The organism is Limnoraphis robusta CS-951 (genome assembly GCF_000972705.2).
Genome location: NZ_LATL02000095.1, coordinates 17,817 through 31,781, shown reverse-complemented (window position 1 = coordinate 31,781; position 13,965 = coordinate 17,817). Strand labels below are relative to the sequence as shown.

General features: G+C 41.8%; 14 protein-coding genes and 1 pseudogene. 6 read left to right on the top strand and 9 right to left on the bottom strand.

The features are described from left to right. The 3 genes and pseudogenes from WN50_RS08640 to WN50_RS08630 form a co-directional block, all read right to left on the bottom strand. Nucleotides 1-431, bottom strand: a pseudogene (locus WN50_RS08640) (Na+/H+ antiporter NhaC family protein); the annotation flags it as partial. 332 nt (nucleotides 432-763) lie between these two features. Next, the gene (locus WN50_RS08635; protein ID WP_046279578.1) at nucleotides 764-2,245 is read right to left on the bottom strand and encodes an LCP family protein; all 1,482 of its coding nucleotides are present in this window, start codon (nucleotides 2,243-2,245) and stop codon (nucleotides 764-766) included. Nucleotides 2,246-2,332: 87 nt separating this feature from the next. Beyond that, entirely contained in the window at nucleotides 2,333-2,707 is a 375-nt protein-coding gene (locus WN50_RS08630; RefSeq protein ID WP_046279577.1) for a hypothetical protein, read from the bottom strand. Nucleotides 2,708-2,891: 184 nt separating this feature from the next. Between WN50_RS08630 and rpe the strand changes: the two genes are divergently transcribed. After that, nucleotides 2,892-3,593: a ribulose-phosphate 3-epimerase gene (gene rpe / locus WN50_RS08625; protein WP_046279576.1), complete on the top strand. Its 702-nt coding sequence runs from the start codon at nucleotides 2,892-2,894 to the stop codon at nucleotides 3,591-3,593. A gap of 80 nt (nucleotides 3,594-3,673) precedes the next feature. Here rpe and gloA2 read toward each other — a convergent pair whose 3' ends face one another. Continuing rightward, nucleotides 3,674-4,060, bottom strand: a complete 387-nt coding sequence (gene gloA2 / locus WN50_RS08620; RefSeq protein ID WP_046279575.1) for an SMU1112c/YaeR family gloxylase I-like metalloprotein — start codon at nucleotides 4,058-4,060, stop codon at nucleotides 3,674-3,676. A gap of 393 nt (nucleotides 4,061-4,453) precedes the next feature. On the opposite strand from gloA2, the gene WN50_RS08615 reads away from it, so the two are divergent. The 3 genes from WN50_RS08615 to WN50_RS08605 all read left to right on the top strand — a co-directional run bounded on the left by WN50_RS08615 (nucleotide 4,454) and on the right by WN50_RS08605 (nucleotide 6,307). Then, a complete protein-coding gene (locus tag WN50_RS08615) occupies nucleotides 4,454-5,044 on the top strand; it encodes a hypothetical protein (protein WP_046279574.1) in 591 nt (196 codons plus the stop codon). A gap of 263 nt (nucleotides 5,045-5,307) precedes the next feature. After that, complete coding sequence (locus tag WN50_RS08610; RefSeq protein ID WP_046279573.1) at nucleotides 5,308-5,661, top strand: hypothetical protein; 354 nt, start codon at nucleotides 5,308-5,310, stop codon at nucleotides 5,659-5,661. Between the two features lie 202 nt (nucleotides 5,662-5,863). Next, complete coding sequence (locus WN50_RS08605) at nucleotides 5,864-6,307, top strand: DUF1824 family protein (RefSeq protein WP_046279572.1); 444 nt, start codon at nucleotides 5,864-5,866, stop codon at nucleotides 6,305-6,307. Here WN50_RS08605 and WN50_RS08600 read toward each other — a convergent pair. The 4 genes from WN50_RS08600 to WN50_RS08585 all read right to left on the bottom strand — a co-directional run bounded on the left by WN50_RS08600 (nucleotide 6,285) and on the right by WN50_RS08585 (nucleotide 10,698). Beyond that, entirely contained in the window at nucleotides 6,285-8,273 is a 1,989-nt protein-coding gene (locus WN50_RS08600) for a WD40 repeat domain-containing protein (protein WP_046279571.1), read from the bottom strand. The genes WN50_RS08605 and WN50_RS08600 overlap by 23 nt on opposite strands. 115 nt (nucleotides 8,274-8,388) lie before the next feature. Further along, complete coding sequence (locus tag WN50_RS08595) at nucleotides 8,389-9,255, bottom strand: alpha/beta fold hydrolase (RefSeq protein ID WP_046279570.1); 867 nt, start codon at nucleotides 9,253-9,255, stop codon at nucleotides 8,389-8,391. Between the two features lie 177 nt (nucleotides 9,256-9,432). Then, the gene (locus WN50_RS08590) at nucleotides 9,433-10,089 is read right to left on the bottom strand and encodes a phosphoribosylanthranilate isomerase (RefSeq protein ID WP_046279569.1); all 657 of its coding nucleotides are present in this window, start codon (nucleotides 10,087-10,089) and stop codon (nucleotides 9,433-9,435) included. Further along, nucleotides 10,090-10,698, bottom strand: coding sequence for a hypothetical protein (locus WN50_RS08585; protein WP_323219576.1), 609 nt, complete (start codon nucleotides 10,696-10,698; stop codon nucleotides 10,090-10,092). A 127-nt stretch (nucleotides 10,699-10,825) separates the two neighbouring features. Here WN50_RS08585 and WN50_RS08580 point away from each other — a divergent pair, with 127 nt between their 5' ends. Continuing rightward, a complete protein-coding gene (locus tag WN50_RS08580) occupies nucleotides 10,826-12,016 on the top strand; it encodes a ferrochelatase (RefSeq protein ID WP_046278119.1) in 1,191 nt (396 codons plus the stop codon). Nucleotides 12,017-12,946: 930 nt separating this feature from the next. After that, complete coding sequence (locus tag WN50_RS34605; RefSeq protein WP_160315360.1) at nucleotides 12,947-13,102, top strand: hypothetical protein; 156 nt, start codon at nucleotides 12,947-12,949, stop codon at nucleotides 13,100-13,102. Between the two features lie 95 nt (nucleotides 13,103-13,197). Here the strand turns inward: WN50_RS34605 and WN50_RS08570 are convergent, their stop codons facing one another. Further along, on the bottom strand, nucleotides 13,198-13,932 hold the full coding sequence (locus tag WN50_RS08570) for an NUDIX hydrolase (RefSeq protein WP_046278117.1): 735 nt from the start codon (nucleotides 13,930-13,932) through the stop codon (nucleotides 13,198-13,200). Between the last annotated feature and the right edge of the window lie 33 nt (nucleotides 13,933-13,965).

The window sequence follows — 13,965 nt, the reverse complement described above, 5'->3', positions numbered from 1 at the left end:
CCCGCCACTAAATTTGAATTTACCGCACTGTTACTCGCCATAATCATTAAAGCAATACCAATCGTTCCCACGGTTCCAAAGGAAGTCCCAATTAAGAGAGAAACTAAACTTGTTAACAGGAACGCTAATAGGATAAAATAGTTAGGGTTAATTATTTGAATGCCATAATACACTAAACTCGGTACAGTTCCGGCTGTCATCCAAGTCGAAGTCACGGCGCCAATTAAAAGTAAAATGATGACAACAGAAAAAGACTTCTTTGCACCTGAAAAAGCCATTTGCATTAAGTCTTTAAGTAAAAAGCCTCGCCTCAGCAGAACCGCGATCCAAAGCAGTGTAGAAGCCAATAAGGAATAAAAAATAAAGTACCCTTTGAGGGTACTAAAAACTAACAAGATAAAAGATAAAATTAGGGTAATAAGTAAATCCATGCACATTAGAGCAGAGAGGAGACTAGAGACGGAATACGATGTTTAGAAGTTTTCTGACTCCATCAAGATGAATTGATATATAGCGCTACTTGAATCGGGAACAGGGAACAGGGAACAGGCAACAGCAGACTATGAAAGGATTCTAGGATGTAGAAATGTCCTAACCGAATTTTGTACTGCTATATTAACGGACTTAAAAACAAAAAGAAAGGCAAAAACTTTATCTTTTTTAGGGCTAGAATTGAGTCAGGATAAGTTCGATATCCATCCCAAATAACTCAAAAATGCTTCTTCTTTTTTTTGGTGAGTCTGATGCACCCCAATCAAGCAATTTAGTTAGAGTTTCTAATCCTCAACTCCTTTAAATCATCGTTGGCTTCCGTTTCCGTTTCCGTTTCCGTTTCCCTTGGGTTTAATTGCTGTTTTTTCTCGTATTTTTCCAGCCAATCTCGCCCCAACTGAATCGTCACATCAGACTCTAAAAATCCCGTACTTTCAACCACCACTTGTCCAAATCCTAAAGCCCGTTGAATCGCTTCTGCACTCTGAGTATCGCCATCTTGAGCAACAATTCGAGTCACATCTAAAGGCTGAGTCCAGGGTTTAGCAACCTTAACATTCCAGAATCCGTCTTCGTTAAGTTCCACCACAAAACCATCAACCGCAGCCCAATCATCTGTGCTATCTTGAATCGCAATTCTCAAATCTCGGCTATCAACATTTTCAAAGCGCCAAGAATCATAGCCAAAATCAAAATGTTTAGCCAAAATTGCATCTAAGCGGCTGTAGTCTGGTAGCCAATAACTGGCTTTATAATCTTCTGGATCGCTAAATTTCCCCGGAACCATCAACATCTCAATATCTTCGGGCTTGACATTACTAGCAAAATTCACCAACGCCACTAATTCCTCTAAGCTTAAATTCGTGTCAATATGAGACTGAATAATCGAAACAAGCTTCGGAAGTCGGGAAATCGTCCCCACATTTAACGCCTGTTCCATGAAAGCTCGCATCAACATTTGCTGTCGCTGAACCCGCCCAATATCACCTAAACTATCGTGACGAAATCTCAAAAATTGCAACACTTGAGCGCCATTAAGGTGATGTTGACCCTGTTCCAAATTGATATATAAATGTTGGCTATCATCGCTATATTTCATCTCCTTGGGAACATAAACATTTACACCTCCCAAAGCATCAATCAGTTTTTCAACACCGAGAACATTCACCCGAACATAGCGATCAATACCCACACCACCTAACAGTTCACTCGTTGCTTTTGCACTCAAAGCAGGGCCGCCAGAATAGTTCGCATCATTAATTTTAGTCATCCCCATTCCCTCAACATAGGTACGAGTATCACGGGGAACAGACAAAACTTTCAGCTTCTTTTCCGCCGGGTCAAACCTCAGCAACAGCATCGTATCCGATAACCCTTTAAACGAATCTACAACGGCGTGATATCCCAAATCTTCCTGTGATTCATCTTCCAAGTCAGACGTGAGAACCTTAATCCCTAAAACCAGAATATTAACGGGACGAGTTAACTCAGGAAAACGCAAATTTCCCCGAGCCATTTGACCCTTAGAAAACACAGCCGCCTCTTCCGGTGTCAGCTTTTGCTGCATCAACGGCGTGGTTGACAGGGAAACGGCGAGTAATGCGCCTGCGGTTGCAGAGATTGTGGCAACTCCCGTTAAGCCTAAAGCCAATCCTAGCCATCTTCCGGGGCCTGATTGGGTGAATTTCTTGAGAACAGGTTGAGCAGTTCGATGTTGGCGCAATAAATGGTTATGATTTCTACGAGCAGACACAGGCTTCCTCACACGCAAGATAAGGTTTTTACAAAAAAAAGAGTAGTTTTGATCAGATCTGAAAACCGGGAAAAACTGTCTCCAGACTTAAGAAAGATGTTTGCCAAGCAACCGTTCCGCCAGTTGACTCATTCCTGGCAACCATAGGGGCTGACGTTGCCAAAGGCGAATCATTAACCCAAAACAGACTATAAAATAACTTGTGGTCAACACGCTACTACCGAGCAATAGAGGCAGGCTCCAAATTTCCACCGCACTAGAGCCAGCCTCCAATGCCAAATGTCCGAGTAGCCAGCCCAGAGCCAAGGTCACAGCTAACCGACTGGTGCGGAGATGTTGCGGTGTTCCCTGACGGCGATATAAACTCCAAAGCGCAGGGAATACACCAATCACAGGAACCAAATATACAAACAGTCGAACGTGTTGGTCATCCGGATATTCTAGGGGATCGATTTTATTCATAGAACCTCTTGTCGCTCCTTAGGCTTTCCATCAATACAAGTATATTTGGGGTTGAGATAGGTGTTTCCGACAAAACAAGTTGATCCCTGATGGCATTTCCAAAACTCCTAAGCTGCGGTACGGACGGCTGAACAAATTCTGATACACTGAATACAACCCCAGATGTAGGAGAACATATTACACCATGAGCCAGTCCCCAAAACACACTGTTATCTCTCCATCCATATTATCTGCTGATTTTAGCCGCTTAGGAGACGAAGTTCGAGCAGTTGATGAAGCTGGCGCCGATTGGATTCACGTGGATGTGATGGACGGTCGTTTTGTTCCTAATATTACCATTGGTCCGTTAATCGTAGAAGCAATCCGACCTGTGACTCGCAAACCCCTCGATGTTCACTTGATGATTGTCGAACCGGAAAAGTACGTTGAGGATTTTGCTAAAGCGGGTGCTGACATTATCTCGGTTCACGCTGAACACAACGCCTCTCCCCACCTCCACCGCACTTTAGGTCAAATTAAAGAACTCGGTAAGCAAGCGGGTGTTGTTCTTAATCCTTCGACTCCTTTAGAGTTGATTGAGTACACCTTGGATCTTTGTGATCTCGTGCTGATTATGAGCGTTAACCCCGGTTTTGGTGGTCAAAGCTTCATTCCCAGTATGGTGTCCAAAATCCAAAAGTTGCGTCAAATGTGCGATGAACGCGGCTTAGACCCTTGGATTGAAGTAGATGGCGGTTTGAAAGTTAATAACACTTGGCAGGTTTTAGAAGCGGGTGCTAATGCGATTGTAGCAGGTTCTGCTGTGTTTAAAGCGTCTGATTATGCTGAAGCGATTACAGGAATTCGCAACAGCAAGCGTCCGGCTCCAGAGTTAGCGACTGTATAAAAAAACGGCGTTTAAAATCTCAAGCTTAAGATGCACAATTTAGGAGTCAGGTTCATTCTGACTCCTCCTGTTTCTCACAATTAATGTTCATAGATTTCTAAGGGTAAATTATCGGGATCTTTGAAAAATGTAAATCGTTTTCCGGTGATTTCATCGGTTCTAATGGGTTCGAGTTCAACGCCTTTTGATTGCAGTAGAGCAATAGATTCATCTAGATTTTCTACTTCAAAGGCTAAATGTCTCAAACCGCAAGCTTCTGGACGGTTAGGACGTTCAGGTGGATTTTCAAAGGAAAATAACTCGATTTGATCGCGATCGCCAACTCTTAAATCCAGTTTATAGGAATTTCTCGCCGCTCTAAATGTTTCTTCAATAATCGGAAATCCTAAAATATTCACATAAAAATCTTTGGATTTCTCATAATCAGAGCAAATAATCGCCACGTGATGAATTCGACTCGGTTTCATAGATACAAATTAGGGTGTCAGGAGATAGTGAACAGGTGACAGGTGACAGGTGACAGGTGACAAGGAAAAGAACTGATAACTGTAAAAACTGGTCACTGATTACTGTTCACTGGTCACTGTAAAAACTGGTCACTGATTACTGTTCACTGGTCACTGTAAAAACTGGTCACTGTCAAGACTAGATTAACAGATTTTGCAAAAATGAGTTTGATCTGCTATAATACAGGACTTGTTTAACTCAAACTCTACAGTTGGAATATCTTCAGTATCAGTTCAGAATGAACTAGACGAAATACTACATATAGAGTTAAGATAAACAGACTATCCCCGAAAACACTATATATAGAAGCTTCGGGACAATATAAAAGTTCCAGGATCTAGGTGTAATCTATTATGTCTAAGAACTTAGTCACGGCGGGAATCATTGTTCCGGCTAAATGGCCATTGGCGCGAGTTTGGTTAGAAGTCTCAGCTTTGCTCGGTATAGCCCCTCGACAAATTGAACATTTAGAGATGTGGCAACACCAAATCTGGGTTAAAATAATAGGGTCAGGAGCAATCTTCGTAAGCTATCGCTGCCTACCGCTTTGGATAGAACAAGGGTTAGAGGCGATTTCTCAATGTCGCGATCGCGATCGCCTCAACCAACTCGGAGAAATCTTCAGTCGCGAAGTCCAACGCTATGGCTCCCAGTACAATTGTACCGCCGTTGAACAATGGCGATCAGCATGGGGTGAAAAAGCCAAGCAACTCAAAATAGATGAAGAACGGCTCAAACCCTTGCGAGAACGTCAGCAAGCCTGTCTACAATGGCAAGAAGGATGGCGGCAAGTTCTACGCTACTGTGGTAGTGTTGAATCCTTAGAAGGGCTAGCACCGGAAATCAAAGTGCAAACCCAGCAGTTTGAGGACTTACCGGAAAGTAAGACCGTTATGGAACTGTGGCATCAACGCTGGAAAGAAATCACCCACGCTAGTGCGTAGCAATTTGCACGAAAATTCCGGATAACACTGACATTTTTTCGGTAGAGACAGTATAGAAAGTCTCTGCTTTTTCAGTATAATCTCGCTGGTATAGCAGTACAAAATTCGGTTAGGACATTTCTACATCCTAGAATCCTTTCATAGTCTGCTGTTGCCTGTTCCCTGTTCCCTGTTCCCGATTCAAGTAGCGCTATAACTTCTACATCACAAGGCTACACTTATATTAAATCAACTCGATACAAAACTTAAAGGAGGTGACGTCTGTGTTGAAGCAACAGCCAAACAAATTCAAGACAGTTCAACTAACCGAAAGCGTGTTGGTACTGACAGGCTTCGATGATGCTTGCATTCCCGCATTGCGTTCTGGATTTGCCGGATATCCGGTGAATCCCCGTTGGAATGCCGTTAAATTCCATGCTTGGAAAACCGGTCGTCAATGGCGAGTCGCCCTGTCTCAAGGTGAAATGACAGTACGTTCAACAGACTCAATGTTGGTGTTCAAAGGCGAACTCGAACAAAGCCCTGACTCGGAATCACCTCGAACGTGGAATGAGACAAGCTCAGTCTCCTTCTTTTCTAACCCTGTCGAGCGTTCAGGAGAATTGACTCTTGCTTGAACCCCACAGGACTTAGGGCGGCCAGCAACCGCCCTATAGATTTATTGATGGGTATGGTTAAAGATCTCCTCCGCTTCAACATCAAGCTTTAATTACAACTTAGCTCTTGAACAGACTCACCTCAATCCTCTACAATCAGGTCAGTTTGGCAAGAGGCAACCGTTTTTTCACTTACTGTACTCCTAAACTCCTAACTATTTATATGTCTTCTTCACAACCTGCGAACCTTTCAATAGAAACGGCTCAAAAAATCCTAGAAGCCTTTACCTGTGCAGACATTCAATCTGTTAATCCGATAGAAAATCGCGCGAACATTTGTGAAGCACTGCACGTTTTAGTCCAAAATTCAGAATATCAAATGCTCGGAATATGTGCCGATTCTTTGGATGCAGCTTGGAACGCACTCGAACAGTATTTGCAAGGATTAGATTATCATAATATTACCCTAAATCGCAACGCAATAGAAGCAATAGAAGGTTCAGTTTATCTCAAATTTAATGGTCGTAGTCAATCTTACTATGCGAGTCCCTACACTCAACAGTATCGGGGTGTACTGGTTTCTTGTCAATCCAGCGACGAAACCGGAGTTAACGGTACCTATGGTCATTTTCCAATCAATTTATTTAGTGACATCGCCAAATCATAATCATCCCATTGCTACTCCCACTCACTAAAAACAATCCATCCGGGCTAAAATTCACTGTACTAACGCTATTAAAATGACCTGTTAACGTGCGAAGTAAATATCCCGTTTCCAGCGACCAAATCTTAATGGTTTGATCAGAACTACTACTGGCAATTAACTTAGAATTTGGACTCACAGCTACATCTAAAATATCTTGATCATGTCCTGGTAGAGTATGAATCAATTGTTCATTTTTGAGTGACCAAACCTCAATGGTATTATCCCAACTTCCACTCACCCCAAATTGAGTATCTGAACTAATAACGACCGTTTTATAGGTTTGAAACGGCTCAAAAGTCTGCTGTAGTTTTCCGGTTTCTAGCGACCAAACTTTGATGGTATTATCTACGCTACCAGTATAAATCAGTTCCGCATCAGTATCAATCGTAATAGCATTAACAGAATTGGCGTGTCCAGTTAGGGTATGCTGCAATTTTCCCGTTTCTAGCGACCAAATTTTAATCGTATTATCCCAACTTCCACTCACGATAAACTGAGAATTTGAACTGACTGCTACCGTACTCACTGAATAGGAATGACCCTCAAGAGTCTGCAACAATTCTCCCGTTTGTAGTGACCAAATTTTAATCTTGCTATCCACACTCCCACTCACCAGGAATTCACCATCAGGTGTAATAGTTAATGCTGTAATTGAGTTAGAATGACCTTTTAACGTTCGGATCTGTTGTCCGGTTTGTACTGACCAAATCTTAATTTTATGATCCCAACCGCCACTGGCAATCAACTGACCATCTGAACTCACCGCAATCACATTAATAACATCTGAATGTGCAGTTAACGTCAAAAAACTATTCCAATTTTGAGGATTTTGTTGAGTTTTTATCTGTTGTCTTTCATTGTTTTTATTGATGATCATTTCTAACTCTTGACGATAAACTTGTCGTCTTTGCTGTTGTAAATCTTTGAGAACTGCCACATAAGGTTTAATCCAGATTCTCGGAAATTCCGAAGTTAATTTAAACAAATGGGGTTGATAATTGGGGTCAATACTCAGATAATACCAATCGACTAAAAAAGCCGCTAATATCTGATAAATTGTTACAATTAATTGCCGGACTTGACGGCTGGCTAAATCTGGACTGACTCCTTTAGCCTCTAGTTCTTGCTGTGCTTTTTCCCAATTCCAAGGTTGAATCGGAATCAGAGAAACATTTTGATTTTGCAGTCCCCAAAATCCGACATGAAAATGCACTTCATAATCATTAATATCACTGTATAATATAAAAGTCGGTACAGGCGATAACACCATCTGTAATTTTCGGACTTCAATATCACCCAAGGGTCGAGTAAAATAATCTGCATAAAACTCTACCGGACGCCGATCACTGGTTTGGGGATAATGTTGGTTGAGAAACCGTCTTAAACCATTACCAATATCTTTTTTCAGATGTCTTTGCATCGCTAACGGACAATCTTCGCTCATATCAGGCGGTGCGATAAACATCAATAATCGATGGTGTTCTTGTCCTTCTAATAAAATTCTTTCTGTTTCCTGACGACTCAGATTAGAAAACCACTTTTCTCGATTCCAAATTGCATCAAGTTCATGGAGTTTGAGTTGAATTTCATTGGTTTGTAATTCCCGGATCAATTCCCGTTGTAAACGACTAATTTCCCGGCGATCTGTAATTTCTTGCTGACGAATTTGTAGGCGACGTTCTTCTTGAATCGTTTCTAACGAATGAAACTCTTGAATTCGGCTGTCTTTGCGCTGGGAATATTTAACCAAAGCCTCAACATAGCGAGGATCTTCTTTCACCTGTTCAGGAACAGAAGAAAGATTTGCGCCAGGAGATGGCGATCGCTGACCACCATTCATTACTGACATTAACTGTCTACCTAATTGACGCGCAACCGGAATTAAAAGCGGAGCGGCGAGGGGATAAAGATAAGGAGGAATTGTCATCAGATTTTTACCTCTTCGCGGACTTATAATGATCCGCCTAAATTTCGGGGTGCAATTGAGTAAATTAAGCTCGGAGAGACTGACGAAAATCGAATCTAAGTTGTATTTTACGCTGTTATCGGTTGAGAAACTCCCGCACCCGTTCGAGGTATGTTGGTGCATCTTCCAACATGGGAAAATGCGCTGTATTTTCTAAGATAGCAAGTTCAATCTGATCATTCAATGCCGCCGCTTGTCGTCCCATTTCTGCGGGAATAATCTGATCATATTCTCCAGCTACTAATAACGTCGGTACGGTAAACTGTGCAAATTGTTGAGGAAGCCACTCGGTCGCCTCTTTACTCACCGACGTCAACACCGTACCATAAGCCGCGTCAAAATCTGCTAGCAAAAAATCTTCTAAAAAAGCTTGACTGATGGGTGTCGGTAAAGAACGACGTAAAAATCGCGCCATAAAAACTTTATCAACAAACGGAATCTTAGCTAACCATTTGGGTCGAAATAAAACCACATATCGACTAAACTTATGAAACGTGGTAAATGTCTTTTCATCATATTCAAAAATCCCGCTACAGGTTAAAATCGCTCGTTCGACTCGTTCGGGATAAAGATTGAGAAATAAAGCCGCAATTGATCCGCCCATTGAGTGAGCATTCAAATAAACTTTGTCTAAACTGAGTGCATCCAATAACCCCTTAAGTTCGTGAGCATAATCGACTAATTCATAACTCAAAGGCGGAAAATCCAACTCCTCAATTCCCCGTGCTTTTGAACGACCAAAACCGCGTAAATCATAAATCAAACAATCAAATTCATCCGATAACGCTTGGGCTGTACTTGTCCAATAGCGACCCGAACCGCCCCACCCATGCAGAAACACCATCACAGGCTTTCTCTGTTCCTGACTCGGCGTTTTGATCCATTCATAATAATGTTGAACACCGTTGATATCAATATAGGAACTTTTTAGATCTAACTGCATTTGAGTCCACCCGTCTAACTTGTTTAAGTTTTTTCTCTAAAGTATAATATATAGCAGAAGTCAGGAGACAGGAGACAGGAGACAGAATTGAAACCTTTATCATAAAAGGATTTGACAGAAAAACACTGTCCTAATCAAAGGCTTCGACTGCTATACCTCTAAGATTTCTAGCAATTTTTAAATTTGACTAAAAAACTGAGCCAGTTTATGCTCATCTAATTGACCCTCTGTTCTGACACCATTACACACATCCAGCCCAAAGGGTGCCACCGTTTGAACTGCTGCTGACACATTATCAGCATTCAACCCCCCAGCTAAAAATACAGGAACATTCACCAATTCCCGAATTTTCCGGCTAATCTGCCAATCATGCACCCGTCCCGTTCCCCCCAACTGTTTGACGCTTAACGTTGGGTTCCCCGAATCGAGTAAAATTGCGTTAACTTGCGGCGCAACCCTCACCGCCTCCTCAATAGACGCTTCTCCGGTTACATGAATCACCTGTACCAATGCCACTCCGGGCATGGCTTCTCGTAATATTGGATAACTCTCAATTGAAAGAGAATCACAAAGTTGAATGGTATTCACCCGACAGCGTTTTTGCTGATTAATAATCGATAGCGTATCCTGTTGACTGGTTAACAGAAATGAAGCCACTCCTGGCGGGATTATTGTTGCAATTTCCGCGATTAATTCCTCAGAAATTACCCCAGGCCCAGACGGCATTGCTGAAACTAATCCTAACGCCGATGCCCCCGCTTTCACAGCCATTTTTGCTTCGACAACACGACTAATACAACAAATTTTTACCCTCGGTTTTGGTGTCGGTTCCATCTAATCTTCTCCGTGAATCTTTAACCAATAAGATAAAACAGTTTTTGCAGTTGTTGGAGATGCGGTATTAACGCCCGTTGAAGTTTGATGCAGCCACCATCCTCTAGTTGCTTCTGGGGAACTCCACAGGTGTAAATGTTCCACAGGTGGATCAGCATAAAAGCTTTCAACTCCGGCGCCTAACAACCCTGAACTCCAATGGGTAAAATGATCATGGCTGATGCGATAAACGGGAAAATTCCCCCCTAGAGGCATCCCCCAACCGTCTAAGGCGATCAAGGCTTTGACTTCACCCCCCGCCGCCTGCCACATCCAAGCCGCCGCGATCGCACCCACAACCCCCGCACTAAAACAAATGAAGACTAGCGGTAATTTAACTGAATTGGCCTCAAAACTCTGGTTAGAAATCGCTTGAGATTGACTGCATAAATAGCTAAAAATGTCAAGTCCCGAATAAGCCGGGTAATCTTGGGTCGGAAAAATCAACAAATTCCCCGACTGACAACGACTCAAACTATCGCTGAAAAGCTGACTGACAAAGGATTTTGTTAACGTCTGATCGTGAATACCAGCAATAATGACAACCGCCATAACCCAAATTCGGTTCAACTTCTTTTATACTGTAGATCGAGTTATCCCCCCGAGGGGGATGTTAAGCTAGAAAGGCGAGTGAAAAGGATTGAGAAGTCCCAGACACTCCCACCTGTAAATAACAACTATTTTTGAGGATAACAAAGTGGTCGCAACTCCCGAAAGAACCCAAGAAAATCTTTCTGTATCCGAGAGTCAAACGCCTCAAGATCGAGTCGCTGTCTTATTGATGGGATATGGTGAAGTTGAAAGTTATGAAGATTTTGCCAATTATAACGAACAAGCGTTAAACTTGTTAACCGCAAAATTTGCCCCGGTTCCGACTTGGATTTATCCGCCTTTAGCCAAACTATTAGCCGTGTTTGACTTGCATGAATGGAGTCATCAACATGGTAATTTCATCTCCCCTCACAATGCGATTTTTGAACAGCAACGGGCGGGAATTGAACATGAACTTCAACACAAATGGGGCGATAAAGTCAAAGTTTTCAAAGCCTATAACTTCTGTGCGCCTTTCCTCCCTGAACAGGTTTTAGCCCAGATCAAAGCAGAAGGATTTGATAAAATTCTCATCTATCCGTTGTTAGTCGTTGATTCAATTTTTACCAGTGGAATCGCTGTCGAACAGGTGAATAAAGCCTTAACAAACTTAGCAGATGGTAGCGAACATTGGGTGAAAGGTCAACGTTATATTCCATCGTTTTATAACGAACCTGCCTATTTAGATTTAATGGCGGGAATGGTCGAAGAAAAGATTCAAAAAGAGTTAGCCGTTGCCCATTTACCCTCCCAAACAGCTATTATTTTAATGAATCATGGCTGTCCTCACAAAGCCAAAGGATTCACATCAGGAATTGATGAAAGTCAAGCGATGTATGAACTGATTCGGGAACGTTTAATTCATCGTTATCCGTTGATTTCCATTGGTTGGTTAAACCATGACACACCGTTAATTGAGTGGACACAACCCAACGTTAAATTAGCCGCCCAAAACCTGATTGAATTAGGGGCGACATCCGTTGTCTTTATGCCGATTGGATTTGCCACAGAAAACCATGAAACACTGTTAGATGTCGAACATATTATCGAATCATTACGACGCAAACATCCCGAGATTACCTATGTACAAATGCCTTGCGCTAACGATCATCCTGAGTTTATGAAAATGGCAGCAGAATGGGCAAATCCGCAGATTGAAGCCTTATTAAATGAAACAGCTTTAGCGGTTAATCTACAGTTGGCGTCGGTTCAAGCAAAAGAAGTTCACAGTCACAGTCACGGCGATCATCATCATCATCATGATCACAGTCATGGTGATCATCACCATCATCATTAAGCCTTGATTTAGGGCTAATTTCCCCCTTAAAAAGTTTTTGATTGGAGGGCGCCCTTCAAGGGTTCCCCTACAGGATTTAAGTCTTGTGTGCGATCGCCATAACTGTATACCCCAAAAACCCGGTGAGCGTAAAAGTTACCGGGTTTTTAGTCCTCACTGTACCTGATTCAATTCAAAACCGCTATAACTTGAGTTTTGATTGGAGTCAAAATATCTTGTTGCAAAAATTTATTATAGAAATGAGCAGGTTAATCTTTACAACTTCTTTGTGTCTTTGTGTCTTGGTGGTAACATTCAAGGCTTGACCCTTGTAAACAAGCCAGCGCGACCTGCTATAAAAGTCAGGGTGTATACTCGACTTCCTCTAAAAATAGACATAATCACCTATTGATTATTGGGTGTTAAATTGCTGCAAAAATCAACTTATAAAGAGTGAGATAGGGTTGAACTTCCATCCGGTATTTGATACCTCATTTCAGTCTTCCCCTCTATCTAGGTTGTGACGGAGGTTAGGCGAGTTCACTAAGGCTACAATGGCCCATTTCAGCATTTTTACGGACAACTAGGCATTCTAAAAAATTGAGATATGATGTTAACAGCAGTGTCATTTAGGGGAATTAAGCTAACTCTATTTCAGACTTTAACGATTGGGGGATACTCTAGGAAGAAATCATTAAAGATCTTCTCCGGGATAGAGTGTCATTGACGGGGGAGTTGTAGTAGCCTGTAAGGAATTATTTGGGGATGTCACAAAACTTCTTGATTTTTTCCGGAAGTTCATACAGAGCAATCTGTAGAATACCCAACATTTACCATAAAACGATTAGATTGACGCCCCTTTACTGAAGGACAGCCTATGTCTAGGGGAGAAGGTCATTCTATTCGCCTTACACATTCATGTGCTTGATTAAAATAGGAGATAGTGGCACAATGGAAATTATCGTTATTTTTCTAGGAATTGCTCTTTATTTGATTTGGAGTGAGGAAGGAAAAGGCAAACCCCCACAGAAACCCAAAGAAGAATGGCAAGAAGTAAATCGCAAAAGAGTGACGACCATTGAAGAACAACCCAAACCCAAAAGCTAATTGTGTTTGGGTTAATAATTTTTATAGGATTGTTCAGGGGATTTTCTACTCTCAAATCATTGATTTTAAGCCTTCAGGATGAAACAATTCCCATTTTAAACAAAGACTAACGGTTTATCTTTAAACGGTGCAAATGCTTCGGCATCAAACCGATATAAACTTGCGGGTCTTCCCGCCCCTCGTGATGTTTTTTTCCCCGTATCGCAGAGAAATCCTAATTTGAGTAAACGGGCGCGAAAGTTGGAATAATCAGAAAAGCCTTCACCTAAAACAGTCGTATAAAGTTGGTACAAATCTCCTAATGTAAAGAATTCGGGGAGTACATCAAAAGCAACGGGACTATATTCAAGTTTATTGCGTAGACGTTGATAACCGTATTTCAAAATGTGATTATGATCAAAAGCTAGTTGAGGAACTTGTTCGAGAGGATACCAAGCAATTCCTGTTACTCCATCTGCAATTAATTCTGCTTCTTCAAACCGAACTAAAGCAAAGTAACTCACAGATAAATAACGAACATGATAACTATTAGGACTTTCACGGGGATCACGATCAGGTCCGCCAAAGGTATACAATTGTTCTAAGTATAGATTATTAACGCGAATTTTCTCCGATAAAATCCGATAGGCAGCATCTTCTAAAGATTCTCCTTGGCGGACTAGGGTTCCCGGTAGACTCCAGCGATCGCGAAAGGGGTCTTCTTGTCGCATTACCAATAAGACCAACAGACGGTTTTGAGTGGTATCGACAGAAAAAATAATGTTATCGACTCCAACTTTGAAGTCTTCTAGAGGATGAGGGGTAGTTTTTTTTTGGCTGCGTCCGGCCATCTAGCTGTTTAAGTTACTGATTTTTCAACAATT